Origin of the sequence: Streptomyces sp. NPDC021093, from assembly GCF_044333135.1 — a bacterium.
GTDB lineage: Bacteria > Actinomycetota > Actinomycetes > Streptomycetales > Streptomycetaceae > Streptomyces.
Map to the genome: position 1 here is coordinate 118,052 of NZ_JBIRQJ010000013.1, position 26,936 is coordinate 144,987.

Below are 26,936 nucleotides of genomic sequence, written 5' to 3' on the forward strand. Positions count from 1 at the left end.
ATGAAATCTCGTTCCCGCACTCTGGCGGTGGCCCTGCTCTCCGGCACGCTCCTCGCCGGAGTCACCGCGGTCCCCGCCTCGTCCGCCCTCCCCAGACCGGCCGACCGCACCGACGCGGCGCACATCAACAACTACGCCGACATGCTGGACCGGCACGGCTCCCCCACCGTCGCGCTCCCCGGCGACGCCGACGACAACAACCCGGTGAACGTCTTCGCGGACCGGGGCGCCTGGCACGCGTACGCGCTCCCGAAGGCCGGGGACAGGGCCGCGTACGGCGGGTTCACCGGTCCGCTGTATATCGCGCAGGAGTACCCGTGGTGGCTGAGCAAGGCCTTCAGCCGGATCCGGCTGACCGAGTCGGGGAAGGTACTCGACCTGGCGGCGGGCGGGGCGCCGCACTTCACCTCGCTGCCCGGCCGGCTGCTCCAGTCGTACGATCTCGGGCGCGGTCTGCGCCTGACGCTGGAGCTCCGCTTCTCCTCGCGGCGCACGGCGCTGGTGCGTGCCGAGGTCCGCAACACCGGGCGGGAGAGCCGTACGCTCGGCGCGGGCTGGACCGGTTCGCTGCTGCGGCCGGCCGAGGCCCCGATGAAGGACGCGCCCTCGCTGAGGGCGACCGGGCGCGGCGTGGGCGTCGACTTCGCGAAGGTCCGCGAGACCTGGGACTACCTCACCGACGGCACCGAACGCTTCGAGATCACCCACCGCGAGCCGGTCCGCACGACCGTCGACGGGGACACGTACCGCACCGAGGCGGCTGCTCCCGTCACCCTGAAGCCGGGCGGCAGCCACTCGTTCGACTGGACCGAGTCCTACACCTTCACCGCACAGGAACGTTCCCGCGAGGCGTCGGAGGTGCGCTCCGCGCTCGCCCGGCCGGCGGCCGCGGCAGGTGCCGGGAACGCCCGGTGGCATCGTTATGTCGACTCGGTGACGCGCGGGGTGCCCGCGGGGCAGCGGCGCACGGCCGTGAAGTCACTCGAAACGCTGGTCACCAACTGGCGCGGTGCGGCGGGGAGGATCGAGCACGACGGCATCACGCCCTCCCTCTCGTACAAGTGGTTCACCGGCGGGGTGTGGTCCTGGGACACCTGGAAGCAGGCGGTCGGCACGGCCCGCTTCGAGCCGGCGCTGGCCCAGGAGCAGATCCGGGCGATGTTCGACCACCAGATACGGGCGGACTCGGCGGTGCGCCCGCAGGACGCCGGGATGATCCCGGACGCGGTCTTCTACAACGACACGTCGCAGGGCGGCGGCAACTGGAACGAGCGCAACTCGAAGCCGCCGCTGGCCGCCTGGTCGGTGTGGGAGGTGTTCACCAGGTCGGGGGACATCCGGTTCCTGCGCGAGATGTACCCGAAGCTGACGGCGTACCAGGCGTGGTGGTACCGCAACCGGGACCACGACCGAAACGGCCTCGCCGAGTACGGGGCGACCGTCGACCCGCTGAACGCGACGCCCGAGGACCAGCGGCTCGCGGCTGCTTGGGAGAGCGGCATGGACAACGCGCCGCGCTTCGACAAGGAGCTGGGGACGGGCGTCCTCCCCAACACCGGCCCCGACGGGAAGGTGGTGGGCTACTCCGTCAACCAGGAGTCGGTCGATCTGAACGCCTATCTGGCTGCTGACCAGGGGTACTTGGCGAGGATCGCGGGCGTGCTCGGCAAGCGCGGCGAGGCGAAGCGGTGGGGCGACAGGTCCCGGGCGACGCACACCGCCGTGCGGGAGCAGATGTACGACCCGGCTTCGGGGTGGTTCTACGACAAGGCACTGGGCGGTCCCGGGCTGTTGACCGCGCGCGGGCGGGGCATCGAGGGTGCGCTCCCGCTGTGGAGCGGATCGGCGTCGAAGGCGCAGGCGAGGGCGGTGCGCGGGAAGCTGACCGACCCGGCGGAGTTCGGGACGAGAGTGCCGTTCCCGACGGTGGCGAAGAGTTCGCCGTACTTCGCGCCGACCCGGTACTGGCGGGGTCCGGTCTGGCTCGACCAGGCGTACTTCGCGCAGGGCGGGCTGCGGCGGTACGGGTACGGCCGGGACGCGGACGCGCTGACCGGCCGGCTCCTCACGAACGCGGGCGGTCTGAGCGGCAACGGTCCGGTCATGGAGAACTACGACCCGACGACCGGGGCGCCCTTGAACTCCCCCAACTTCAGCTGGTCGGCGGCGCTCCTGCTGCCGATGCTGACGCGGGGAGAGTAGCCGACCCGCCCCTCAACAGCCCTCCTTCTCCGGCCTGTTCGCCCTTCTGGGCGGGCAGGCCGGTTCGCGTGGTCGGGCCGACGGGTTGGTCGTGGTCGGGCCGACGGGTCTGTCGTGGACGGGCCGAAGGGTCCGCGTTATCAATCCCCGCCGGTCACTGTCCTGCGCTTGCGGCATATTCCTTCCATCCGGTGACTCGTCGTGCACAACCGAGCGCCGAACGTACAAAGTCGGTGAGTGTATGCCTGGGACGACGATCGGTGCAGGGGGTTGAAGGAACCGGCCGACGCACTGATCCCATCGGGCTAAGCTCGCTGCCCAACAAGCCGAGTTGATGTGAATTCATCCACTTGTTCCCCTAGGTCGCACTTGTTTGAATACGTCCCCCAATTACCGCCAGAGGCTCTCCATGGTTCGGGTTGATTCCCCCCCACGTCAGGCAGCACACCAGGCACGACAGGCACCTCAGCAGGATCCCCCCCTCGCGCGGCCGGTCGCCCTGGCCGTCGTCCTGACGGTCGCGGCGACAGCAGCCGCCGCGTTCGCCGTCAGCGACTCCGCCCGGATACCCGTCGTCTGGGCAGGCGCCGCGGCGACCGCCGTCGTCGCCGTACTGGCCGCCGAAATCGCGCGCCGTGGACGGCTGTTGACCCGCGCGAAGGCGGAGCACGCCCGGCGGACCGCCTCGCTGGAGCGGCGGCTCGCCGAGCACGACGACGAGACGGTGCGGCTGGCCAAGGAACTGATGCCGGCCGCGATCCAGCGGCTGCGGTCGGGCGAATCGCCCGCCGAGGTGATCCGGGACGTCGTCGACGCCGACGAGCGCTACCGCGATCTGCCGTACGCACAGCGCGAGTTGCTCCGTACGGTGCTCGACATCATCGACCTCGAAGAGGCCCGACGCGAGTCCGCGCAGCGCGCGTTCGTCAACATCGCCCGCCGGGTGCAGGCCATCGTCCACCAGCAGGCCAGTGAGCTGCGGCAGATGGAGGAGGACCACGGGCGCAACCCGGAGGTCTTCGACGACCTGCTGCGGATCGACCACGGCACGGCCCTGATCGGCCGGCTCGCCGACTCCATCTCGGTGCTCGGCGGCGCCCGCCCGTCCCGTCAATGGCCGCGTCCCGTACCGCTGTTCAGCGTGCTGCGCGGCGCCATGTCGCGGATCCTGGAGTACCGGCGCGTCGATCTGCACTCGATCGCCAAGGTCGCCATCATCGGCACCGCCGTCGAGCCGCTCATCCACGCGTGTGCCGAACTCCTCGACAACGCCACCCGCTACTCGCCGCCGCAGACCCGGGTGCACGTCACCGCGGTCGAGGTGCAGACCGGCATCGCCATCGAGATCGAGGACGGCGGCGTCAGCCTCAGCGAGGAGGCGCGCGGCCGGGCCGAGAACATGCTCGCGCAGGCCCAGGCCGGCATCGACCTCAACGCGCTCGGCGACACCCCCCGTCTGGGCATGGCCGTCGTCGGACGGCTGTCCCAGATGTACAACCTTCAGGTGTCGCTGCGGCAGTCCGCGTACGGCGGTGTCCGGGCGGTCCTGATCGTGCCGCGCGACATCGTCACCACCGGCCCCGCCCCCGGCATCGCCCACGGCATCGGCGCATCCGCCGTGCCGCGCGGCGGAGTGAGCCAGGGAATGTCCCCCGAGGAGGCCCGGGTGCCGCAGCGCAAGCCCCGCCCGGCCGCGCCGAAACCCCCGGCGGCGACCCCGACGCCGACCTCGACGCCCGTGCCGGGCCCGGTCTCCCTACCGAGGTCGGCCATGGAGGATGACGTCCCCGTGGTCACGGAATGGACCGAGAACGGGCTGCCGCAGCGCCGCAGCCGCGGCCGTGCGCCGCTCGGTTCCCACAACCTTCCGGCGCAGGAGCGCCAGGCGGCCGCCGAGGCGGCAGCAGCAGCCGCGGCCGAGGCCGCGGCGGCCGGTCAGCCGGTCAAGGAAGAACCCGAGCCGGGCATCTGGCTCGAAGCATTCACCAAGGCGGCCAACGGAGTGCCGCTGGATCCGCCGGCCGAGGCGGACGGCCCGCCCTCGCAACAGGCCGGCCACACAGGCGACGACATGTGGGACAAAGGAGATCTGAAGTGATCCAGCAGCGGGCCAATTTGGACTGGATTCTCAAGGACCTGGCCACCGGAGTGCCGCAGATCTACCAGATCGTGGTCCTCTCGGCGGACGGCCTGCGGATCGCCCGGCACGGCGGCGACCCCGACGTCGCCGACCGGCTGGCGGCTGCCTGTGCCGGGCTGCAGAGCCTGGCAGCGGCGGTCGCCGCCGAAATCCCGGACAGCGACGGGCGGATGAGACTGGTCGTGATCGAGGTCGACGGCGGATTCTTCTACCTGATGGCGGCGGGCGCGGGCGCGTATCTCGCGGTGCTCGCCGACGAGACGGTGGACGCAGGCCTGGTGGGTGCCCGGATGCGTGATCTGGTCGTACGGATCGGAGCGCACCTGACCAGTCCGCCCCGGCACGACGGGCACAGCGGATGAAACACCCCCGCCGCGAACGCCGCGAGAAGCTGCCCGCCCCCTCCCCCGACAGCGAGTCGGCGAAGGGGGATCCGGAACGGCTGTACGTGATCACCGGCGGCCCTGACGGCGGGGAGCGAGCCGCGCTCGACCTGGTCACCATGGTCGTCGCCTGTTCCACCCCGTCACCCACGGTGCAGCCCGAGCAGGCCGCGATTCTGCGGCTCTGCCGGGCCCCGCTGTCGGTGGCGGAGATCTCCGCGTACCTGCGCCTCCCGTTCAGCGTGGTCACCTCGCTGCTGACCGACCTCCTCGCTACCGAACTGGTCGAATCGCGTGCGCCCATCGTCCGCGCCGTACTCCCTGACCGGTCCCTTCTCGAAGCGGTGATGCATGGACTTCAAAGGCTCTGACACCATCACGGGCCCCCGGACCGAGGACGTACTGCCGAGCACGGCCACCGCCGCGGTCAAGGTGGTGATCGTCGGCGGCTTCGGCGTCGGGAAGACCACGATGGTCGGCTCGGTCTCCGAGATCCGCCCGCTGACCACCGAAGAGACCATGACCCAGGCCAGCATCGGCGTGGACGACAACTCGCGGATCGAGGGCAAGACCGCCACGACCGTCGCCATGGACTTCGGCCGGATCAGCATCAGCGAGCAGCTGATCCTCTATCTGTTCGGCACACCGGGCCAGGAGCGCTTCTGGTTCCTGTGGAACGGGCTGTTCGAGGGCGCCCTCGGTGCGGTCGTCCTCGTGGACACCCGCCGTCTGGAGGTCAGCTTCGACGTGATCGGGCGCCTTGAGGAGCGCGGGGTGCCCTTCGTGGTCGCCGTGAACACCTTCCCGGACGCCCCTGGCCACCCGATGGAGGCCCTGCGGCACGCGCTGGACCTGCCCGACGAGGTGCCGATGGTGCACTGCGACGCCCGGCAGCGGGCGTCCAGCCGCGACGTGCTGATGACGCTCATGCACTATCTGCACTCGCTCGCCCTGCAGCGGTCCTGAGCCGCCCCACACCCCCGACTTCCCCTTTCCTTCCAGGAGTTGCCGTGACTTCCCCCTTCGACCCCTCCCCCGTCCCGCCCCCCGAATGCCCCGCCCACGCCGTGGGCAACGGCCTCGGGGCCCCGCGGGGCGCCGAGATCGGCGAGATCGGCCCCGGCGGGCTGCGCCGGCTGTACGGGCCCGCGCACGAGAAGGACCCGATGGGTCTCTACGAGAAGCTGCGCGCCGAACACGGTCCGGTCGCCCCCGTCCTGATCAACGGGGACGTGCCCGCCTGGCTGGTGCTGGGCCACAGCGAGAACCTGCACATGACGCGCACGCCGTCGCTGTACTCGCGGGACTCGCGGCGCTGGCGGCTGCTGCACGACGGCACCGTCACCATGCACAACCCCCTGGCGCCGGTCTTCGCGTACCAGCCGATCTGCGTGTTCGCCGACGGCGCCGAGCACGAGCGCCAGCGCGGCGCGGTCACCGACTCCATCGCCCGCATCGACCACCGGGGGGTGCGCCGCTTCATCAACCGGTTCAGTAACCGGCTGGTCAACGACTTCTGTCAGGCCGGCCACGCCGACCTGGTCAGCACGTTCGCCGAGCACCTCCCGATGATGGTGATGTGCCAGATCCTCGGCATGCCCGAGGAGTACGACGAGCGCCTGGTGCAGGCCGCCCGCGACATGATCAAGGGCACCGAGACCGCGATCGCCAGCAACGAGTACGTGATGGCGGCCCTGACCCGCCTCGTGGTGCGGCGCAGGGCCGAGCCCGAGGAGGACTTCGCCTCCTGGCTCGTGCACCACCCGGCCGGGCTCTCCGACGACGAGGCCGCGCAGCACCTGCGGCTGGTGCTGATCGCCGCGTACGAGACGACGGCCAACCTGATCGCCAACGTGCTGCGCATGGTCCTCACCGATCCGCGGTTCCGCGCCCAGCTCAGCGGCGGGCACATGACGCTGCCGGAGGCGGTCGAGCAGACGCTGTGGGACGAGCCGCCGTTCACCACCATCCTCGGCCGGTGGGCGGCCGGGGACTCCGAGCTCGGCGGCCAGAAGATCAAGGCGGGCGACGCCCTGATCATCGGGATGGCCGCGGCCAACGTGGACCCGGTGGTACGCCCCGACCCGTCGGCCTCGATGCAGGGCAACCGCGCCCACCTCGCGTTCAGCGGCGGGCCGCACGAGTGCCCGGGGCAGGACATCGGGCGCGCCATCGCGGACACCGGGGTCGACGCGCTGCTGATGCGCCTGCCGGACATTCAACTCGCCGTGGAGGAGAGCGAGTTGCGCTGGCGCAGTGCGCTGATGTCCCGTCATCTGATTGAACTGCCGGTGTCGTTCGCGCCGCGCCCGCCGCAGGAGATCACCGGGCCCGCGATGCCGACGCCGCGCGGTGCGCCGCGCCAGGACTGGCAGGTCGGCACGCCAGGGCCCGCGGTGCCCGCGGCGGCGGCCGCTCCGGCCGCCGCCGGGCCCGTACCGGCGGCCTCCTCCTCCGTACCGCAGCCCGGTCCTGTGCCCCAGGCGCCCGCGACCGCGCCTCCGGCGACCGCGATCCCGGCCCAGCGGCGGGGTTCGGCACCGGTACGGCTGTGGCGTCGGCTGGCGACCTGGTGGCGCGGCTACTAGGCGGCTGCTGAGCGGTTGTTGAGCGGTTGGTTGAAACGAACCCCGGAGGCCGTGCCGGGGCGGCGTGTCGGGCCGCCCCGCGGTGCGCTCAGGCGGCGTGTCGCAGGGTGGTGGTGCCGGAGTCCAGCTGATCCCACCACCAGGCGATCGTCGGCAGCGGCAGCGGCTCCCCGCTGTAGTCGGCCGCCCGGTGCTTCCACCAGCTCACCGGCTTCGCGGCGGCGCCCGGGGGCAGCGGGACCGAGTACCGCGGGCAGCGCGCCGCCCAGTCGAGGTGGCCGCGCACGAACTGCCCCAGGTCGTGTACGTAACGCCGCAGTTCGGCGCCGCCCTCGCACAGCACCTGGTCGCGCAGCCGCAGGAACAGCACCATGACGCGGTCGCGCATCGCGACCGCCTGCGCCAGGGCCTGCTCGGGGCCGCAGCCCAGTTCGTGGCAGAGGACGTCGATGAGGTTGAGGTCGTCGTCGGCGCGCAGCAGTTCCTTGTTGCGCGAGTAGAGGTCGTTGTCCCAGCTGACGAGGGTCCAGGTGATCTCGGTGAGGGCCCGCACCCGCGGGTCCTCCATGTCCTCGTCGGGCACCGAGTATCCGGCGACGATCTCCATCATCGCGGTGGAGGGCGCCATGCCGATGGCCCGCATCCACAGCGTGACGTAGTCGTCGAGGGAGGGCTGGCCGGGAGTGCGGCGGCACTCCGCCTCCCAGACGAGACCCGAGGTGTAGACGCGCATGGCGTCGACCCAGCGGCGCAACTGGCGCGGCGTGGCGTACCTCTCCAGTTCGAGCCGGAGTTCCCGCAGCGCCGCGGTGTGTCGCGACTCGCCGGCCGACAGGACGCCGGGCGCTTCGACGGCACGCATTATTCGGGCGGTCTCCCGGGCCAGCTGGCCCGCGGTGGGCCGGGCCTCGTCGCAGACGCCGTCGTCGAGCGAGAACAGTACGGCGTGGAACTTCGCCATCAGGGCGAGCGGGGCGAGCCTGCCGTAGGGCATGGTCGCGGCGGTGAGTCCGCCGAAGTCGCAGAGGGCGAGGCGCCGTCGCTGCTCTGCATCGGCGTCGAGGTGCTGTCGGAGCATCCAGTCGACGGTCAGCTCGTTCAGCACCCCGGCCGCCGGGTGCACGGCAGGCGGCACCGGGCAGTAGAAGGGAGCGTGGGGCAACTGTTGAACCAGCCGGTGTTCCGAAGCAACGGTCATGGAAAATCCCCCTGGAGTCCAGGTTTCAACGTGCAGTGCGGTGTTCTGCTCTGTGCTGGGGCCTATATGCCCATGTCCGATCGTCAATAACGATGCAACTGCCCACGACCTGACTCAACTTGAGCGCCGGTTGTCCGGGCCCGCCACCGGAGCGGATTTCGGTCCGTCCGCGCGCTGTGAATGTTCTGCGCGGGGCGGGCGGGGCCATCGAGGCGGATCTTTACCCGTAGACCTCTTGCCATCGAGGCCCAGTGGGGGGTGAATCCGCCTGGTCAGGCCGTTCCGGGGCGTCCGGCCCGGGGTGCGGCGCCGTATGGCGTCCGCGCGCCCGAGAGGCGCTCCTGGGCATGTCCGCTCTGGCCGAATACAGCCTTGCTGTGGGCCGGGTGTTCGAAATATCCCGCTCCTTACCGCTGCCACCTGCGCCGTTCGTCAGCCGCACCGCACGCTGTGCGGGCCCGCCCTGATCCTCCTTCGCCCGCGCGGCCGCGTTCGAATGGTTTCGGATCCGGTGGAAAGTGTCCGCGGGTGCGTCCACTCCGTGGGACCCCGGTTCAGCCCCGTACGAGTGTCAACAAAGACACCCACCCGTAAGGCGTGTCCAAGCGCGACCGGAGGACTTCTAGCCGGCCGAGAACCACGCCTCGGCGACGGAGTCCCACGTCTGCTCGGCCGGTGCGGGCAGCTCGCGGAAGTACCAGGTGAAGTTCGAGTAGACGTGCAGCAGGGCGTACGCGAGGAGTTGGCGCGGATCGAAGGCGTGTCCGTACGCCTTCTGGAAGCGGGCCATCAGGCCCGGCTCGCCGCGGGTGACGAAGAGTCCGACGGCGACCAGGTCGTAGGCCGGGTCGCCGATCATGGCGGGCTCGAAGTCGAAGAGTCCGGTGAGCCGCCAGGTCCGCGGGTCGACGAGGAGGTGCTGGCGCATGAACTCGGTGTGCAGCAGGACGCGCCGGGGGCCGGCGGGCAGCGCGACCGTGTCGAGGAACGCGGGGATCCGCGCGACCCACTCCTCGGGGAGGCCGCGGCTGCGCTGCCGCTCGACGGCGCCCGCCCGCTGCCGGGCCAGAAACTCCTGCCAGTCGCCCGGGCCGAGGTGCGGGGCGAGCGGCGCGGGGTCGAGCGCGTGCAGCGCGGCGAGTGCCTCGCCCGCCTCCGCCACGAGGCGCGCCCGGTCGGCGGCGGGGATGCGCGGCCAGGCGACTGCCAGGTCCTCGCCGGGGAGCCGGGACATCAGGACGTACCGCCAGCCGTGGGCGTACGTGCCGATGCCGTGCACCTCGGGGGTCCGCAGCGGGAGCCGGCCCGCGAGGTGGCCGAGGACGTGGCCCTCCCGGACGCCGTCCGCCGCGGCGGCGCCCGGGTACAGCTTGAGGACGTGGTCGGCGCCGACGGCGTAGACCGGCTGCGAGCCCTCGGAGTAGCGGGTCAGGGGTGCTCCGGCGAGCCCCAGACGGGAGCAGAGGTCCGCCGCGCCGGGCCGCACGATCGCGTCGTCCGGGACGACGGCGTCCCACTCTTCGTCGGTGTTCACCTCGGGGAGCATGCGCGGACAGTAAACCGATGATCATCCCGACTGCAACGGATTTCCCCGCGGGCTGCGCTACGCTGCGCGATAGATTTGCGCCTTAAATCCGTATTTGCGCGTTGCTTCGGACCGACTCCCGGAGGTTCCCTTGCTGTCCAGCCGCCGTCGTCTCGCACTCGCCGTACTGCTGGTGGCCTCGCTCGCCGCCGGTCCCTTCCCCGCGACCGCGGACGCCCCCGCCTCGTACACCATCGAGCACGCCGCCACGCTGTCCCCGGAGGCCGAGGCCGCACCGGGGACGAACCTGCTGGTCGTCGGCATCGACCGGCGCCGCGGGATGACGCGGGAGCGGATCCAGCAGCTGCACGTCGGCGGCCAGGAGTGCGACTGCACCGACGTGATGATGCTGGTGCACCTCGCCGAGGACGGCAAGCGGATGAGCGTGGTGTCCGTCCCCCGTGATTCCTATGTGCCGTTCGCACCGCACGACCACCCGCAGCACTCCGGGAAGATCAACGCGGCGTATCAGCACGGCGGCCCCGACCTCGCGGTGCGGACCGTGGAACAGGTGACGGGGCTGCGGGTCGACCACTATCTGGAGACGGACTTCAGCGGCTTCGCCGAGGCCGTCGACGGGCTCGGCGGCGCGCAGGTCTGCACCGACCAGCCTCTGGCGGACCGCAACTCCGGTCTGCGCCTCGCGCCCGGCACCCATCTGCTCGACGGACCGCAGGCACTGCGCTACGCACGGGCGCGCAAGGTCTCCCCGCCCGGTGACCTGGGGCGGGTGCGCCGTCAGCAGCGGCTGCTGCTCGGCATGCTGACGCGGCTGTCCGCAACGGATGCCTTCCGCAATCCGGTGACGCTGGTCGAGACGGCCCGCACCCTGCTCCCGCAGCTGCGCACGGACACCGGCACCGACCTCGCCACGCTGTTCTCGCTGGGCTGGTCGATGCGTGAACTGCGCCCGGAACAGCTGGAGTTCACGACCGTGCCGATGTCGGCGTTCGACCATCGGGTGCCGGAGTGGGGTTCGTCGCTGCTCTGGGACGAGGCGCGCGCCGCCAAGATGTTCGCCGCGGTGCGCGAGGACCGGTCCTTCGCCGCGGAGATCACCCTGCAGGCGGTGCCGGTCGAGATGGCGCCGAGCACGGTTCCGGTACGGGTGGACGACCCCGACGTGGCCGAGGCGCTGCGGCGCAACGGCTTCGACGTGACGAAGGAACAGCCGCCGACCACCCGGGCGGACGGCCCGACAGTGATCACGTACGACCCCTACTGGGAGCGGTACGCATCGACGCTGGCCGCCGCGCTGCCCGGCGCGCAGCTGCGGCCGGTCACGGGGCACGGGCACACCTTCCGGGTGACGGTGGGTTCCGGAAGCCGGGGGGTGACCCAGGTGACGCACGACCGGAGCATGGTGGAGGGTGCGCCGATGACCGGGGAGCAGCTGCGCTGCCGGTAGGGGCCGGGGCGGGAGCGGATCCGCCGGTCCAACTTTCCTTGTCGTCGCGGGAGTCGGCAGGTAGGAATGGGTCCCATGACTACTCTCGGCGCGGTGTTCCGTCCTCAGCTGGCTCCCGAACGGCTCCGTCCTCTGGTGCGTACGGCGGAGGAGGCGGGGCTTGAGGAGCTGTGGCTGTGGGAGGACTGCTTCCTGGAGAGCGGCATCGCCGCCGCGTCGGCCGCGCTGGCGTGGACGGAGCGGCTGCACGTGGGGGTGGGTCTGCTGCCGGTGCCGCTGCGGAACGTGGCCCTCGCCTCGATGGAGGCCGCCACGCTGTACCGGCTGTTCCCCGGCCGGGTGTCCCTGGCCGTCGGGCACGGGGTGCAGGACTGGATGGCCCAGGTCGGCGCCCGGCCCGACTCGCCGATGACGCTGCTGGGCGAGTATCTGGCGGCGATGCGGGGGCTGTTGCGGGGTGAGCGGGTGACGACCGACGGGTCGTACGTGACGCTGGACGGCGTGGCCCTGGACTGGCCGCCGGCCGACGCGCCGCCGGTGTTCGCCGGGGGTGTCGGGCCGCGCACACTGCGGCTGACGGGCGCGGCCGCGGACGGCACGGTACTCGACACCTCGGTGTCGGCGGACGGGGTGCGCCGGGCGCGCCGGCTGATCGAGGAGGGCCGGGCCGCGGCGGGCCGCACCCAGGAGGGCCACCACAAGGTGGTGGTGTACCTCCTCGCGGCGACCGGCCCGGGGGCGGCGGACCGGCTGCACGACGAACTGGTGCGGGACGGACGGGAGTCGGTGCCCGGCCTCGGGGCGGCCGGGGACGCGGCGACGGTCGCGAAGGCGGTGCGGGAGCTGGTGGACGCGGGCGCGGACACGGTGGTGCTGCAGCCGACCGCGGACGAGCCGGACCCGGAGGGGTTCGTGCGGTTCGTGGCGGAGGGGGTGCGGGGGTTGGTGCCTTAGCCCGTGGGCGGTTGCCCCGGCTCGTGGGCTGCTGCCTCAGCTCTTCGGGCGGCGCTCTTCGACCGGTGTTCTTCGTACAGGGCGCGGACCGTCGCACCGCACTCCGCGCCCTGGCAGTGGCCGGACTCCACGCGGGTGCGGCGGCGCAGGCCGCCCGGGGAGCGGGCCGGGACGGTGGCGGTGAGGGCGTCGCGGATCTCGCCGCGGGTGACGGATTCGCAGGGGCAGACGATGTCGCCGTAGGCGGAGTCCTCGGCGATGAGGTCGGGACGCTGGTGGGGGCGGGGGAACGCCTCGCCGATGTTCGGCATGCGCGGTGGCTCCAAGTCATCGTCCTCGTCGGAGAGTTGGAGTTCTCCCTCCTCCTTGAGGAGAGCGACGACGTATGAGGCGATGCCCATCGAGGCGCTCAGGCCCGTGGAGCGGATGCCGCCGACGGTGACGTACCGCCGTCCGGGGTGGAGACGGATCCGGAAGTCGTCGTGCTCGGTGGCCGCGCGCAGGCCCGCGTACGAGGTGATGACCTGCTCTTCGAGGAGGTCGGGCATGATGCGGCGGCCGTGGTCGAGCAGGTACGCGATGCCCTCGGGGGTGGTGTGGTGGGCCGTCTTGGCGTCGGCGCCGGTGAGGTCTTCGGCGGTGGGGCCGAGGAGAACGTTGCCGAAGACGGTGGGCGCGACGAGTACCCCCTTGCCGAGGGCGGTGGGAACGGGCAGCAGGATGTGCCGGACGAGGGCCCGGGACGGCATGGCGAAGACGAGGAGCTGGCCGCGGCGCGGGGTGACGGTGAAGTCGGCGATGCCGAGGAGGCGGTCGATGTCGTCGGCGTGGAGTCCGGCGGCGTTGACGAGGTGTCGGGTGCGGAAGGTGCCGCGGGTGGTGTGGAGGAGATGCCCTTCGGCTGCTGAAGTGACCTTCTGTACCCGGGTGTTGAGGTGCAGTTCGACTCCGGCCCTGACGGCCTGGGTGGCGTAGGCAAGGGTGGTCGTCCAGGGGCAGACGATGCTCTCGTCCGGCACTTCGAGCGCACCGAGGGCGCCGGGTCCGAGGTGCGGCTCGCGGGCGTAGAGCTCTGCTCGGGTGAGGTGGCGGGTGGCGGTGCGGCCGTTGCGCGCGGCCTTGTCGGCGAGGGAGGGGAGGGCGGTGAGCTGTTCCTCGGTCCAGGCGACGAGGAGGGCGCCGACCCTTTCGACGGGGATGCCGGACCGGGGCGCGTAGGCGAGGAGTTGACGCTGTCCGTCGCGTACGAGACGGGATTCGAGGGTGCCGGGGGTGGCGTCGAAGCCGGTGTGGAGGATGGCGGTGTTGGCTTTGGAGGTGCCGTTGCCTACGTCGTCGGAGGCGTCGAGGAGGGCGATCCGGAGGCGGGAATGACGGGCCGCCTCACGGGCGATGGCGGTGCCGACCACACCGGCGCCGATGATGGTGAGGTCGTAGGGGGCGGGGGGTGGCATGGGGGCTCCTGGATGGGGGCGGGGAGGGTGCTGGGGTGGTCCGGGGCGTGCGGGACGCTGGGATGGTCCGGGGGCGTGCGGGGCGGCCGAGGGACGCCTGTGCGGCCAGGGGGTACGTGTGGGGGCTGCCGGTGGGTACGCGTGGGAGCGGCCAGGGGGTACGGGCCAGCGCGGCCGGTGCGGGACGCGCAGGAGCAACGTGGAGCACGCGCCCGTACGAGCAAGGGGTATGGGTGCGACCGAGGGGACACGCGGGCGCGACCGGGGGTACATACCGGGTCACCACGGAGCGCCCGGTAGGACGCGCAGGCACGACCAAGGAGCGCGTACCAGTACGGGCAGGGGGCACACCAGCACAGGCGCGCCCTGGGCAGGCCATGCCCTTTGCCCCTTGTGACACCGTGCCGCTCTGCCGCGCAACGCCGACCGCCGGGCCGCGGGCAGCACCGCCTGCACCGCCTGCACCGCCTGCACCGCCTGCACCGCCTGCACCGATGGAGCCCGGGTTCGGGGTTCCCCTCGGGCACAGGCCTTCGGACGCGCATTCTCGAACTTGCCAAAGCGAGAAGGAAAGGCCTTGAGCACCAGGGGATACATGCCGGTGCGGCCCGGGCGGTACGTACGGGCGTGGCCGGTGGGGTGGTACATGCGGTCCCGGCCGCGCCCACTGGGGGCAGCACGGCCTGCACCGGCGGGGCCGGGGTTCGAGGCTTCGTCCCGGGGACGGGCTGCAGCCGTGCGCATCCTCCGGCCCTCTCCCTCCAGGCGTTAAAGGCCATGAGGTACCCCTCGGCGGGCCGAGTGTGCGCCTCGCCCACCAGCCCCCGTCGGCCCGTTCAGGGTTCGCCCACCGCTGTACGGAATGCCGCCCTCCGGTCTGCCGCTTCCGCCGGTGAGATCGTCGGTTCGTAGACCGCCGACGGCTTCCCCCGTCGGGGCAGCACGTCCGTGATGCTCAGCTGCGGGTTCAGGCCGAGACGGGCCGCCGACGCCACTCCCAGTGCCGTCGCGTCCGGCAACTCCGCTACAACGACCGGTAGTTGGAGCAGGTCGGCCTGGGTCTGCATCAGCAGGGACGAGCGCGTCAGGCCGCCGTCCACTCGCAGTTCCACCGGCCCCGCCCCCAGATCCCGTCCCGCCGCGTCCGCCAGTTCCGCGACCTGGGCCGCGATCCCTTCGCACAGTGCCCTGACCAGGTGACCCGCCGTGGTGTCCAGGCCGAGGCCGGTGAGGGAGCCCCGTGCTTCGGGGCGCCACCACGGTGCGGCCAGTCCTGCCAGCGCCGGGACGAAGGTCACTCCCCCGGTGTCGGGGACGCCGGAGCCCACCCTGTCGAGGTCCTCCGCTCCCCCGATGACGCCGAGATCCGTCAGCCAGCGCACCGCCGACGCCGCCGTGTAGACCTGGCCGTCGAGGCAGTAGGACGTGTGTCCGCCCAGCTGCCAGGCCACGCAGCCGACCAGGCCCGACGCCGGGCGCACCGGATGGCTGCCAGCCTGGGCGAGCAGGAACGCCCCTGTTCCGTAGGTGCACTTGGTGGATCCGGCCTGCAGCGCGTGCTGCGCGAGGAGTGCTGCCTGTTGGTCCACCAGGAGTCCTGTCAGCGGGAGTTCGCCACCCAAGGCCGTTGTCGTACCTGCGTGGCTGTCGGAGGCGACGACCTCCGGGAGGTGTTCCTGCGCGAGCCCGTAGATGTCCAGTGCGGCCGGGGACCACGCCACCCGGTCCAGGTCGAGGAGCTGGGTGCGGCCGGCGGTCGACGCGTCGGTGACGAAGGCTCCGGTGAGGCGGTGGACGAGCCAGGCGTCGCTGGTGGTGACCACTCCGGCGCGGGTGAGGTGGCGGCGTATCCACGCCATCTTGGGCGCGGCGAAGTAGGGGTCGAGGGGAAGTCCGGTCAGTGCCCGCAACTCGTCGGCGTGCGGGGCGAGTTCGGCGCACAGTTCCGTGGCTCTGCGGTCCTGCCAGACGATCGCGTCCGTGAGCGGTTCGCCCGTCGCGGGGTCCCAGGCCAGTACCGTCTCGCCCTGGTTGGCGAGTCCGACGGCGGCGACCGGCTCGCCCGCCGCCGCGAGGGCGCCCCGGCCGGCCTCCAGCACGGAGGCGTACAGCTCGGCGGGGGCGACCTCGACCCGGCCGCCGGGCAGGTGACGCGGGCGTACGGCAGCCTCGCCCGATCCGATCACGCCGCGCTCCGGGCACACGACCAGCGCCTTGGTCCCGGAGGTGCCCTGGTCGACGGCGAGCACGGGGCCGTCCGCCGCCGCAGCGCTGGTGGGCATGTGCATCTCCGTATCCCCGTCCCGGCCCGACCGGTGGTGGACCATCCCGCCTGACCCATGGTCAACTGCTGGGCGCAGTTTGCCACTTCAGTCTCTTCCCCGCCCCACCGGAGGCAGATTCATGACCATGTCGGCCGCGATGCCACCATCCCCGGAAACGCACGAGGACGACCAGCGGCTGCGTCGTCTCGGGTATCAGCCGGTGCTGGCGCGCCGGATGGGCGGCTTCGGCAACTTCGCGATCAGCTTCTCGGTGATCTCGGTGCTGTCCGGCTGCATGACGCTCTACGGCTTCGGCCTCGGCACCGGTGGGCCCGCCGTGATGATGTGGGGCTGGCTCGGCGTCGGGCTGTTCGTGCTGTGCGTGGGGCTCGCGCTCGCCGAGGTGACCAGCGCGTACCCGACGTCCGGAGCGCTCTACTACATGGCCGACCGGCTCGGCGGCCGCAAGTGGGGCTGGTACACGGGGTGGTTGAACCTGCTGGGGCTGCTCGGGGCGGTCGCCGGCATCGACTACGGCGCGGCGCTGTTCACCGGTGCGTTCCTGAATCTGCAGTGGGGGTTCGAGCCGACGCCCGGCTCCACGATGCTCATCTTCCTGTGCATCCTGCTGCTGCACGCCACGCTGAACCTGTTCGGCGTGCGGCTGGTCAGCGTGCTGAACTCGGTCAGCGTGTGGTGGCACATCGCCGGGGTCACCGTGATCGTCGGCGTGCTGGCGTTCGTGCCCGAGCGGCACCGGTCGCCGGGGTTCGTGTTCACGGAGTTCGTGAACGACACCGGTATCGACAGCCCGGTGTACGTGGCCGCGATCGGACTGCTGCTCGCGCAGTACACCTTCTCCGGCTACGACGCCTCCGCCCACCTGTCGGAGGAGACCTCGAACGCGTCCCGGTCCGCGCCGCGCGGCATCGTGCGCGCCATCTGAGTGTCGTGGCTCGCGGGCTTCGCCCTGCTGGCCGGCCTCACCTTCGCCATTCAGGACTACCGGGGCGCCCAGGAGAGCGCGACGGGGGTGCCGCCCGCGCAGATCATGCTGGACGCGCTCGGTTCCGGCGGGGCGACGGCACTGCTGCTCGTGGTGATCGTGGCGCAGTTGTTCTGCGGCAACGCGGAGGTCGCGGCGGCCAGTCGGATGGTGTTCGCGTTCAGCCGGGACAACGCGCTGCCCTGCTCGAAGCTGTGGCGCCGGGTCAGCGGCCGTACCCGTACGCCGGTCCCCGCGGTGTGGCTGACGGTCGGTGCGGCCGGCCTGCTGGCGGTGCCGTCCCTGTACTCGGCGACGGCGTACGGCGCGGTGACCGCGATCAACGTCATCGGCATCACACCCGCGTACGCCCTTCCGATTCTGCTGCGGCTGCGGGCGGGCGACCGGTTCGAGCCGGGGCCGTGGCACCTGGGCCGGTGGAGCAGGCCGATCGGCTGGACGGCCGTGTCGTGGGTGGCCGTGGTGACGGTGCTGTTCCTGCTGCCGCAGAAGGCGCCCGTGACCTGGGACTCGATGAACTACGCGGTGATCGCGCTGGCCGCGGTGCTGATCCTGGCGACGGTGTGGTGGTACGCGGCCCGGGACGCGTACGGGACTCCGGAGCACGACCGCACGGAGACCCCCATATCGTCCCCTTGACGATAAAGAGCACTCCCCTTATCGTCGCAATGACGAGAAAGAGGGGTCCTCCTCATGGCCGACATCACCCGGCGCTTCGGCCGGCACCATCTGCGCTCCGCGCCCACCGCTCACGTACGCCACCACAAGCGCGGCAGGCTCGTCCACGACGGTCCCGGGCTGAGCTTCTGGTTCCGGTCGCTGACCGCCGCACTCTCCGAAGTGCCCATCAGCGACCGGGAGTTGGCGATGGCCTTCCACGCCCGCACGGCGGACTTCCAGGACGTGACGCTGCAGGCCACGGTGACGTACCGGATCAGCGACCCGGCCGTCGCCGCCGCCCGTCTCGACTTCTCCGTGGACCCGGACACCGGCGCCTGGCGCGGGGCGCCCCTGGAGCAGCTGGCGACGCTGCTCACCGAAACGGCGCAGCAGCACGCGCTGGACACCCTGGCCCGTATCCCCTTGTCCGAAGCGCTGGTCGACGGGGTGTCGGCGGTACGGGAGCGGATCGCGGGCGGACTCGCGGCGGAGCCCCGGCTGCCCGCCACCGGCATCGAGGTCGTCGCGGTGCGCGTGGTGGCGATCCGCCCCGAGGCGGACGTGGAGCGGGCGCTGCGCACTCCGGCCCGGGAGCAGATCCAGCAGGAGGCGGACCGGGCGACGTACCAGCGGCGCGCCGTGGCCGTGGAGCGCGAGCGGGCGATCGCCGAGAACGAGCTCGCCAGCAGGATCGAACTGGCCAGGCGGGAGGAGCAGTTGGTGGACCAGCGCGGCACCAACGCCCGCCGCGAGGCGGAGGAGCTGGCGGCGGCCGACGGCGTGAGCGCCGAGGCGGAGGCGGCCCGTACGGTACGGCTCGCCCGCGCCGAGGCCGAGGCGGCGCGCGAGGTCGGCGAGGCCCGCGCCCAGGCACAGTCGGCCTGGCTGCGGGTGCACGGGGAGGTCGACCCGGCCACTCTGCGCGCCCTGGCGACGACCCGGCTCGCGGAGAACGTGCCGCGCATCGAGAGCCTCACCCTGTCGCCCGACGTGCTGACCGGGCTCCTCGCGAAGCTCGGCGGCGGACGGTCCGGCGGCGCGTCGTGAGCCTGGCGCCGCGCGCCGTGCTCGTCCACCGCACCAGCGAGTACGAGGAGTTGCTCGCCCGGCACGGTACGCGCGGCCAGGCCGAGTTCTTCCTCGGCTCGCGCGGCCGCAGCGTGCGCGAGGCGCAGGAGCGGTACGAGCGGACCCGGCGGGCCCTCGCCGAGGTGGCGGGGGCGGTGCCGCTGCAGTGGCGGCAGGCCCGGGTGGAGCGGGCGGACCTGGACCGGTTCCTGTTCGGTCCCGAGGACGTCGTGGTGGTGGTCGGGCAGGACGGACTCGTCGCGAACACCGCCAAGTACCTGGACGAACAAGCGGTGTTGGGGATCGACACGGACCCCGGCCGCAACCCCGGCGTACTGGTGCGGCACCGGGCCGCGGACGCGGCGAAGCTGCTGCGGTCGGCGGTGAGCGGCGGCGCGGCCGACACGCTGACCATGGTGGAGGCCGTCGCCGACGACACGCAGCGGCTGCTCGCCCTCAACGAGATCTACCTCGGTCCGCCAGGACACCAGACGGCCCGCTACCGCATCGGCCAGGACGGGGAGCGGGCCGCCGCCGAGGCGCAGGCGTCGTCCGGCGTCCTGGTGGGGACCGGCACCGGGGCCACCGGGTGGCTGCGCTCGCTGTGGCTTGAGCGGGGGTCCGCGCTGCACCTGCCGGACCCGGTGGACCACCGGCTGGTGTGGTTCGTACGGGAGGCGTGGCCGTCACCCGCGACCGGTACGTCCCTGGTGGAGGGCGTGCTGTCGGGGGACGAGCGGCTGCGGCTGACGGTGGAGTCGGACCGGCTGGTCGCGTTCGGCGACGGCATGGAGGCGGACGCGCTGGAACTGACGTGGGGGCAGACGGTGCGGGTGGGACGGGCGGCGACGGCGCTGCGCCTGCTGGGGTGAGCGCGGCGCACTGCGGGCCTCCGCTTCATTGACATGCCACTTCATTGACATGCCACTTCATTGACACGCACCCGCAGCGGACGGACACTCATGCCACCTGTTCGGCGAAGCAAAGTTCACTGGACGAACGAGACTCCCGCCGGATCCGCCAACTCCCCCGTACTGCAAGGAACTTGCATGACATCCTCCGGAGCCCGCGCCCCGTCTCCGCAGCGCGCCCACACCTTCCGCTCGGTCCTGCCCGTGCTCGCCCTGTGCTGGCTGGCCGTCTTCTTCGACGGCATGGACGTCAACATCTACGGCGCCGTCATGCCGCACATGCTCGACGACCCGTCCCTCGGCCTGACCCAGTCGAGCGCGGGCAGCATCGGCAGCTGGACCACCTTCGGCATGCTCATCGGCGCGCTCGCCGCCGGGAACCTCACCGACTGGCTGGGGCGGCGTCCCATGCTGGCGGGCAGCGTGGCCCTGTTCTCGCTGGGGTCGGCGCTCTGCGCGCTGGCGGGGACGCCGGGGCTGTTCGGGGCGGGCCGGTTCGTCGCCGGGCTCGGGCTCGGCGGGCTGATGCCGCTGTGCCTGGCGATGGTGATGGAGTTCGCGCCGCCGCGCCGGGTCGCGCTCACCACGGGGCTGCTGATGACCTCGTACCACGCGGGCGGCATGGTCGCGACAGCGCTCGGGCTGACGCTGGCTCCTGCGGCGGGCTGGCGCTGGGTGTTCTGGGCGGGCGTGCTGCCCGCAGTGATCGCCGTACCGCTGCTGCTGAAGCTGATGCCGGAGTCGCCCGGGGTGCTGCTCGCGCGCGGCGAGCGGGCGAAGGCCGATGCGGTAGCGGACCGGTTCGGGCTGGTGCGTCCGACGGCGGTGGAGGCTCCTGCGGCCGGTGCGAAGGGCCGGCTGGCCGCTGTGGCGGCGCTGTTCCGGCCGGAGTCTCGGTGGGCGACGCCGCTGCTGTGGCTGGCGTCGTTCTGCGGGCTGCTGCTCGTGTACGGGGTGTCGACCTGGCTGCCGCAGATGATGCGCGCCTCGGGGTACGGCATGACGTCGTCGGTGAGCTTCCTGCTGGTCATCAACGCGGGCGGCATCGTCGGCATGCTGATAGCGGGCCGTACCGCGGACCGCTTCGGGGCGGTGCGGGTGTCCGCGATCTGGTTCGTACTGACGGCCGTCGGCGCGCTCCTGCTGAAGTCGCACCTGTCGCTGGGGCTGACGTACGTGGTCGTGGCGGTCACCGGGGTGTGGCTGTTCAGCGCGCAGGTGATGGTGTACGCGGCGAGCAACACGGTCTACCGGGACAGCGAGCGGGCCGCCGGGCTCGGCTGGGTGACCGGTGTCGGCCGCACGGGTGCGGTGTTCGGGCCGTGGCTGGGCGGGGCGCTGGCGTCGAGCGGCAACCAGAGCTGGGGGTTCACCTCGTTCGCGCTGGCCGGGCTGCTCGGTGCGGTGGCGATCGCCCTGGTGCCGGTGGCGGCGAGGCTCGGAGGACGGAGCCGTACGGCGCCGCCGTCCGAGGCCACGAGCGCTCAGCCGGTGAAGGGCAACCCCGTGTAGTTCTCCGCGAGTTCGGCCGCCGCGTGCTCCGACGAGGCGATGCGGTCGAGCTGGGAGATCTGCAGCCGGGTCTGGAAGGCGGACTGTTCGGGGTCCGTGTGCAGCGTCGTCGTCATGAAGTACGAGAAGTGCTCGGCGCGCCAGACCCGGCGCAGCGCGGCATCCGAGTAGGCGTCGAGGAGGTCGGCCCGGCCGGTGGTGTGCAGCAGGGCGAACGCCTCGGCGAGCCGGACGACGTCGGCGGCGGCCAGATTGAGGCCCTTGGCGCCGGTCGGCGGGACGATGTGGGCGGCGTCCCCGGCGAGGAACACGCGCCCGTACCGCATCGGCTCCGTGACGTGACTCCGCATGGGGAGCACGGACTTGGCGGTGACGGTGCCGCGCTCCAGTTTCCAGCCGGGGTCGGCGGCCGTCGCGAAGCGGGCGTCGAGCTCGTCCCAGACCCTCTCGTCGGACCAGTCGGCGGGGTCGGTGCCGTTGGGGACCTGGAGGTAGAGGCGGCTGACGGTGGGCGAGCGCATGCTGGCGAGGGCGAAGCCGCGGTCGTGGTGGGCGTAGATCAGCTCGTCGTAGACGGGGCGCGCGTCGGCGAGGATGCCGAGCCAGGAGTACGGGTAGGTGCGCTCGTACGTCGTACGGACGGACTCCGGGACGGCGGTCCTGGTGACGCCGTGGAAGCCGTCGCAGCCGACGACGTAGTCACAGGCGAGGGTCTGCTCCGCGCCCTCGTGGACGTAGCGGACGGTGGGCCGGTCGGTGTCGGCGCCCTCGACAGCGGTGACCTGCGCCTCGAACAACAGCGGCCCGCCGTCGCCGACTTGAAGGGCTATCAGGTCCTTCACCACCTCCGTCTGGGCGTACACCATGACGCTGCGGCCGCCGGTGAGGGCGGGGAAGTCGAGGCGGTGGGCGCGGCCGTCGAAGCGGAGTTCGATGCCGTCGTGCGGCATGCCCTCGACGTCCATGCGCCCGCCGGCTCCGGCGGCGCGGAGGATGTCGACGGTGCCCTGTTCGAGGATTCCGGCGCGCTGACGCTGCTCGACGTAGGCGCGGTCGCGGCTCTCCAGGACGACGCTGTCGATGCCGGCGTTGTGCAGGAGGCGGGCGAGGAGGAGACCTGCCGGGCCGCCGCCGATGATGCCAACTGTGGTGTGCATGAGGTCAGTTGTCCGTTTCACTGAGGGGCGCGCCGAGTACGCGCTGGGCGATGCCGAAGGCGGCGTTGGCTGCGGGTACGCCGCAGTAGACGGCGGACTGCAGGAGCACTTCGCCGATCTCCTCGTGGCTGAGCCCGTTGCGCACCGCGGCGCGGACGTGCATCGCCAGTTCGTCGTGGTGGCCGCCGGCGACGAGCGCGGTGAGGGTGACGCAGCTGCGGGTGCGCCGGTCGAGGGTGTCGCCGGTCCAGATCTCGCCCCAGGCGTAGCGGGTGATGAAGTCCTGGAAGCGGGCGGTGAAGGGGGTGGTGGCGGCGAGGGAGCGGTCCACGTGGGCGTCGCCGAGTACGGCGCGGCGCACGACCGTACCGTCGGCGTGGGCGCTCCTCGCGGTACGTGCGCCGGGGTCGCCTCCGCCCCCGAAGTGCCCCTGGAGCGCGGCGAGTACGGCGCCCGGCTGCTCCACCCCGGCGAGGTGTGCGGCGTGCGGGATCTCGACGAGCCCCGCGTCGGGGATCGAGTCGGCGAGGAGGCGGGCGTCGGCGGGCGGGGTCGCGGCGTCCGAGCGCCCGGCGACGACGAGCGTGGGGGCGGTGATCCTACCCAGGTCGTCGCGCAGGTCGAAGGCGGCGAGGGCGTCGCAGCAGGCGGCGTACGCGGCCGGGTCGGCGGCGCGCTGGTCGGCGACCAGGCCCGGCAGGGCCGCGCCGTCGAAACCGGGCGTGAACCAGCGGGCGGGCGCGGTCGCCGCGAGCGGACCGACGCCCTCGCGGCGCACCAAGTCGGCGCGCTCGGACCACATTTCGGGCGTTCCGAAGCGTGCGGACGAGCAGACGAGGGCCAGCCTCTCGACGCGCGCGGGGTGGTGCACGGCGAGCCAGGCGCCCACCGCACCGCCGAGCGAGATCCCCGCGTACGAGAACCGCTCGATGCCCAGCGAGTCGGCGAGCGCGAGGACGAGCATCGCGAGATCACCCACGCCCGCCCCGGCCCCGACGAGCGACGCGACGGAGCCGCCGTGCCCGGGAAGGTCCCACCGCACGACCCTGAACCGACGCGCGAGCGCGGGCACTTGAGGCTCCCACACGGCAAGGGACGTACCGAGGGAGGGCCCGAGGAGGAGGGCCGGGGCATCGGCGGGGCCGTCGGTGCGGTGATGGAGGAGGGGCTGGTTCATCGGGGGTCCTGACCGGGGGTACGGGGACGAGAGGACTGGCTCGACCGAGTCGGCCGACGACGGCCCAAGGGCTGTCGGCTCAGGGCGCGGTCGACGAGTGCGGGGGCGGAACCGAGGTAGCGCGTGGGGTCGGTGAGATCGAGGAGAACGGCGAGCGCGGCGCGCTCCGCACGGTCGGAGCGGTCGGCCTCGGGGCGGGGGTGGGAGGTGGCGGTCTCTGCACCGTCGGCCTCGGGGCCGGGGCGGGCGGCGGCGCTCTCCCCACGATCGATGCGATCGGCCTCGTGGCCGGGGCGGGCGGCGCTCTCCGCACGATTGCCCTCGGGGCCGGGGCGGACCACCACTGCGGGCCGAGCGCCGAGGGAGGCGGGGCTGAGCACCGTTCCGCGGGCGCTGCCCCGGGAAGGGGGGCCGGAGGCTCCCCCGCGCGCGCCGCCCACGCCCGCATGGGCTGCCTCGTCGGTCCCCTCGACACTGCCGGTCCGGGCGCCACCACCAGTCCGGGTGTCACCACCGTCGCCGACGTCTGCTCTCGCGTCTGCGCCTGGGCCTGCATCTGCACCGGGGCCAGCGGGCCCACCGTGCGGGGTGGCCCCGCACAGCCCGGCTGCTTCGGCCCGCTCGGCAGCCTCGCCCGCGCGCCGAGCATCAGCACCGGCACCAGCACCGACATCGGCACCGCCCCCCGGCGCCAGCGCCGCAAGTACCTCCGGTTCACGGGCGAGGGCTTCCGCCAGGCCCACGTCCTGTTCGGCCGCGTACCGGGTGGCCCGGTTCAGAGCCTGCCTGGCCGTGGCCCGGCCGAGCAGTGGGGTGAGCGCGGCGCCGAGGCGTTCGGAGACGATCAGGCCGCCGGTGCGGTCCAGGTTGGCGCGCATGCGGTCCGGGTGGACCGTCAGACCTCCGACGAGTTCCGCCGCGTCCCGGGCCGCGCCGCCCGTGAGTCGGAGTGCGTCGCGCAGTGGCTGCCACTCCGCGTGCCAGGCTCCGGCGGGGCGCTCGTCCTCCGCGGCGAGGGAGGTGAACAACACCGATGCGAGGGAGGGGACTTGGCGTGCCGCAGCGGCGATCAGAGTGGCGCGGACCGGGTTGCTCTTGTGCGGCATCGCGGACGAACCGCCGCCGGCGCCTTCCGCGAGTTCGCCGATCTCCGTACGGGAGAGGACGAGCACATCGGCGGCGATCTTGCCGAGCGCGCCCGCCGTGAAGGCGAGTGCACCCGCCAGGTCGGCGACCGGGGTACGGAGGGCGTGCCAGGGCAAGTGGGGTGCGGCAAGACCGAGTTCGGACGCGAAGGCGGCGGGCAGGTCGAGCGGGTCCGCGCCCTGCGGGGCGTACTCGCCGAATGCGGCCAAGGTACCTGCGGCGCCGCCCAGTTGGGCGGGGAGGGTGTCGCGTACCGCTGCCAGCCGGTCGTGCGCGTCCACGACGAGGGACCGCCAGCCCGCCGCCTTCAGCCCGAAGGTCGTCGGCACGGCGTGCTGGGTGAGCGTGCGCCCCGGCATGGGGGTGGAGCGGTGCCGGGCGGCGAGCGCGGCCAGCTCCGTGGCGGTGTCGGACAGGTCGGAGAGGACGGGGGCGAGCGCGCGGGTCGCCATCAGCATCAGGGCCGTGTCGAGGATGTCCTGGCTGGTCGCTCCCCGGTGCACGAACTCGGCATGGACCGGGGCGAGTCGGGCGACCTGTGCGGTCAGGTCGGCGATCAGGGGGATCACCGGGTTGCCGCCCGCCCTGGCCCGCAGCGCCAGGTCGCGGGCGTCGTAGCGGGACGCGTCGGCCACCGCCGTCACCATTTGCGCGGCGGCTGCCGGGGCCGCGCCGATCCGGACCTGCGCCCGGGTCAGTGCGGCTTCGGCGTCGAGCAGGGCCTGGAGGAAGGCCGTGTCCCCGGTCGCGGCCTCGGCCGCACCGCCCACCGCACCCGGCGAGAAGAGGTCGGCGGAAGTCTCAGTGGAAGTCAAGGAACACCGTCTCCCGCTCCCCCTGGAGGTGGATGTCGAAGCGCCGTACGCCGTCCCGCTCCGGCGACGCGAGCAGCGTGGCCCTGCGGGGCCCTGGCAGGGCGGCGAGCGGACCCTGCCGCACGTCGTCCGTGAAGTAGGCGCGCGTGTAGAGGTGGTGCATCAGGCCGCGTGCGAAGACGCAGACGCAGAGGTAGGGGGTCCCGGCGGGCGGGGCCAGCGTACGGACCGCCCAGTGGCCGTCCGCGTCCGTGGCGACCCGGCCGAAGCCGGTGAAGTCGACGCCGTTGCGGCCGAGGAAGCCCCCGGTCACCGGGGAGCGGCGGAGCGAGCCCGGACGGCCGGCGAGGGAGCCGTCGGGGGCCGCCTGCCACGTTTCGACGATCGCGTCCGGGACCGGCGCCCCGCTTCCGTCGCGTACGTGGCCGTGCACGGTAACGGTGTCCGGGTGCCCCGCCGGGGCGATGTCGCCGCCGCCCGCGAAGGGCAGCGCGTAGCCGTAGAACGGGCCGACGGTCTGGGAGGGCGTCGGGGGAAGCACGGGACCGGCAGGCATCAGTGGTTCTCCTCGGGGTCGGGCAGCGTGGCGGCGGGACCGTCCAGGACGATGTCCCAGCGGTAGCCGAGCGACCACTCGGGGCGGGAGCGGGCGTGGTCGTAGGTGGCGACGAGGCGGTCCCGGGCGGCCTGGTCGGTGACCGACTGGAGGATCGGGTCGTACGGGAAGAGCGGGTCGCCGGGGAAGTACATCTGGGTGACCAGGCGCTGGGTGAAGGCGGTGCCGAAGAGCGAGAAGTGGAGGTGGGCGGGCCGCCAGGCGTTGGTGTGGTTGCGCCAGGGGTATGCGCCGGGCTTGATCGTGGTGAAGGAGTAGTTGCCCTGATCGTCCGTCAGGCAACGTCCCACACCGGTGAAGTGGGGGTCGAGCGGGGCGGGGTGCTGGTCGCGCTGGTGGGCGTACCGGCCGGACGCGTTGGCCTGCCACAGCTCGACGAGCTGGCCGCGCACGGGGCGCCCGTCGCGGTCGAGGACCCGGCCGTCGACGGTGATGCGCTCGCCGAGCGGCTCGCCCTGGTGCTGGCGGGTGAGGTCGGAGTCGAGGTCGGTGATGTCGGTGACCCCGAAGACGGGGCCGTGCAGCTCGGCGGCCTCCGGGTCGGCGGCGCTGCCGAGCGCCACGAGCGGTTGCTGCGGGTGGCGGAGCAGGCTGCTGCGGTACGGGGCGAAGTCGCGCGGCGGGTGGTGCGGGGCGGGGGCGCCTTCCGCGACCGCCCTGGCGACGGCCGCGTGTCGCTCGGCCATCTCGGC

The 26,936-nt window shown here is 72.6% G+C and carries 19 protein-coding genes and 2 pseudogenes; 12 read left to right on the plus strand and 9 right to left on the minus strand.

Annotated features, from left to right (window positions below):
* The 6 genes from ACH4SP_RS34485 (at position 1) to ACH4SP_RS34510 (ending at position 7,313) form a co-directional block, all read left to right on the plus strand.
* A complete protein-coding gene (locus tag ACH4SP_RS34485; protein WP_398420953.1) occupies positions 1 to 2,202 on the plus strand; it encodes an MGH1-like glycoside hydrolase domain-containing protein in 2,202 nt (733 codons plus the stop codon).
* A gap of 409 nt (positions 2,203 to 2,611) precedes the next feature.
* Positions 2,612 to 4,300 (plus strand): ATP-binding protein, encoded by a 1,689-nt coding sequence (locus ACH4SP_RS34490; RefSeq protein WP_398420955.1) that lies wholly within the window; start codon positions 2,612 to 2,614, stop codon positions 4,298 to 4,300.
* The gene (locus ACH4SP_RS34495; RefSeq protein ID WP_398420957.1) at positions 4,297 to 4,704 is read left to right on the plus strand and encodes a roadblock/LC7 domain-containing protein; all 408 of its coding nucleotides are present in this window, start codon (positions 4,297 to 4,299) and stop codon (positions 4,702 to 4,704) included. Before ACH4SP_RS34490 ends, ACH4SP_RS34495 begins: the two co-directional genes overlap by 4 nt.
* Positions 4,701 to 5,096 carry a DUF742 domain-containing protein gene (locus ACH4SP_RS34500; protein ID WP_398420958.1) on the plus strand — a complete coding sequence of 132 codons (396 nt, stop codon included), beginning with the start codon at positions 4,701 to 4,703 and terminating at the stop codon, positions 5,094 to 5,096. Before ACH4SP_RS34495 ends, ACH4SP_RS34500 begins: the two co-directional genes overlap by 4 nt.
* The gene (locus ACH4SP_RS34505) at positions 5,077 to 5,691 is read left to right on the plus strand and encodes a GTP-binding protein (protein WP_398420960.1); all 615 of its coding nucleotides are present in this window, start codon (positions 5,077 to 5,079) and stop codon (positions 5,689 to 5,691) included. The genes ACH4SP_RS34500 and ACH4SP_RS34505 overlap by 20 nt, the downstream gene beginning before the upstream one ends.
* A gap of 44 nt (positions 5,692 to 5,735) precedes the next feature.
* A complete protein-coding gene (locus tag ACH4SP_RS34510) occupies positions 5,736 to 7,313 on the plus strand; it encodes a cytochrome P450 (protein ID WP_398420962.1) in 1,578 nt (525 codons plus the stop codon).
* A gap of 88 nt (positions 7,314 to 7,401) precedes the next feature.
* Here the strand turns inward: ACH4SP_RS34510 and ACH4SP_RS34515 are convergent, their stop codons facing one another.
* Both ACH4SP_RS34515 and ACH4SP_RS34520 read right to left on the minus strand, forming a co-directional pair.
* A complete protein-coding gene (locus ACH4SP_RS34515; protein ID WP_398420964.1) occupies positions 7,402 to 8,511 on the minus strand; it encodes a hypothetical protein in 1,110 nt (369 codons plus the stop codon).
* A gap of 622 nt (positions 8,512 to 9,133) precedes the next feature.
* Positions 9,134 to 10,057: a phosphotransferase family protein gene (locus ACH4SP_RS34520; RefSeq protein ID WP_398420965.1), complete on the minus strand. Its 924-nt coding sequence runs from the start codon at positions 10,055 to 10,057 to the stop codon at positions 9,134 to 9,136.
* Positions 10,058 to 10,187: 130 nt separating this feature from the next.
* Between ACH4SP_RS34520 and ACH4SP_RS34525 the strand changes: the two genes are divergently transcribed.
* Both ACH4SP_RS34525 and ACH4SP_RS34530 read left to right on the plus strand, forming a co-directional pair.
* Positions 10,188 to 11,504: an LCP family protein gene (locus ACH4SP_RS34525; protein WP_398420967.1), complete on the plus strand. Its 1,317-nt coding sequence runs from the start codon at positions 10,188 to 10,190 to the stop codon at positions 11,502 to 11,504.
* A 75-nt stretch (positions 11,505 to 11,579) separates the two neighbouring features.
* Positions 11,580 to 12,458: an LLM class flavin-dependent oxidoreductase gene (locus ACH4SP_RS34530; RefSeq protein ID WP_398420969.1), complete on the plus strand. Its 879-nt coding sequence runs from the start codon at positions 11,580 to 11,582 to the stop codon at positions 12,456 to 12,458.
* Here ACH4SP_RS34530 and ACH4SP_RS34535 read toward each other — a convergent pair.
* Together ACH4SP_RS34535 and ACH4SP_RS34540 are read right to left on the minus strand one after the other, a co-directional pair.
* Positions 12,455 to 13,912: an NAD(P)/FAD-dependent oxidoreductase gene (locus tag ACH4SP_RS34535; protein WP_398420971.1), complete on the minus strand. Its 1,458-nt coding sequence runs from the start codon at positions 13,910 to 13,912 to the stop codon at positions 12,455 to 12,457. The two genes, ACH4SP_RS34530 and ACH4SP_RS34535, sit on opposite strands and share 4 nt — an antisense overlap.
* An 836-nt stretch (positions 13,913 to 14,748) precedes the next feature.
* Positions 14,749 to 16,194, minus strand: a complete 1,446-nt coding sequence (locus ACH4SP_RS34540; RefSeq protein WP_398420973.1) for an FGGY family carbohydrate kinase — start codon at positions 16,192 to 16,194, stop codon at positions 14,749 to 14,751.
* Positions 16,195 to 16,321: 127 nt separating this feature from the next.
* Between ACH4SP_RS34540 and ACH4SP_RS34545 the strand changes: the two are divergent.
* The 4 genes and pseudogenes from ACH4SP_RS34545 (at position 16,322) to ACH4SP_RS34560 (ending at position 21,333) form a co-directional block, all read left to right on the plus strand.
* Positions 16,322 to 17,821, plus strand: a pseudogene (locus ACH4SP_RS34545) (amino acid permease).
* Between the two features lie 54 nt (positions 17,822 to 17,875).
* A complete protein-coding gene (locus ACH4SP_RS34550; protein WP_398420975.1) occupies positions 17,876 to 18,889 on the plus strand; it encodes an SPFH domain-containing protein in 1,014 nt (337 codons plus the stop codon).
* Positions 18,886 to 19,782: a hypothetical protein gene (locus ACH4SP_RS34555; protein ID WP_398420977.1), complete on the plus strand. Its 897-nt coding sequence runs from the start codon at positions 18,886 to 18,888 to the stop codon at positions 19,780 to 19,782. The genes ACH4SP_RS34550 and ACH4SP_RS34555 overlap by 4 nt, the downstream gene beginning before the upstream one ends.
* A 177-nt stretch (positions 19,783 to 19,959) precedes the next feature.
* A complete protein-coding gene (locus ACH4SP_RS34560) occupies positions 19,960 to 21,333 on the plus strand; it encodes an MFS transporter (protein ID WP_398420979.1) in 1,374 nt (457 codons plus the stop codon).
* Here ACH4SP_RS34560 and ACH4SP_RS34565 read toward each other — a convergent pair.
* The 5 genes and pseudogenes from ACH4SP_RS34565 to pcaH form a co-directional block, all read right to left on the minus strand.
* Complete coding sequence (locus tag ACH4SP_RS34565) at positions 21,306 to 22,490, minus strand: 4-hydroxybenzoate 3-monooxygenase (RefSeq protein WP_398420981.1); 1,185 nt, start codon at positions 22,488 to 22,490, stop codon at positions 21,306 to 21,308. The genes ACH4SP_RS34560 and ACH4SP_RS34565 overlap by 28 nt on opposite strands.
* Positions 22,491 to 22,494: 4 nt before the next feature.
* Entirely contained in the window at positions 22,495 to 23,667 is a 1,173-nt protein-coding gene (gene pcaD, locus ACH4SP_RS34570) for a 3-oxoadipate enol-lactonase (protein ID WP_398420984.1), read from the minus strand.
* A 617-nt stretch (positions 23,668 to 24,284) separates the two neighbouring features.
* Positions 24,285 to 25,628, minus strand: a pseudogene (pcaB, locus tag ACH4SP_RS34575) (3-carboxy-cis,cis-muconate cycloisomerase); the annotation flags it as partial.
* A complete protein-coding gene (pcaG, locus tag ACH4SP_RS34580) occupies positions 25,615 to 26,184 on the minus strand; it encodes a protocatechuate 3,4-dioxygenase subunit alpha (protein WP_398420987.1) in 570 nt (189 codons plus the stop codon). The pseudogene pcaB and the gene pcaG, both read right to left, overlap by 14 nt.
* Entirely contained in the window at positions 26,184 to 26,930 is a 747-nt protein-coding gene (gene pcaH / locus ACH4SP_RS34585) for a protocatechuate 3,4-dioxygenase subunit beta (RefSeq protein WP_398421203.1), read from the minus strand. The genes pcaG and pcaH overlap by 1 nt, the downstream gene beginning before the upstream one ends.
* Positions 26,931 to 26,936 lie beyond the last annotated feature (6 nt).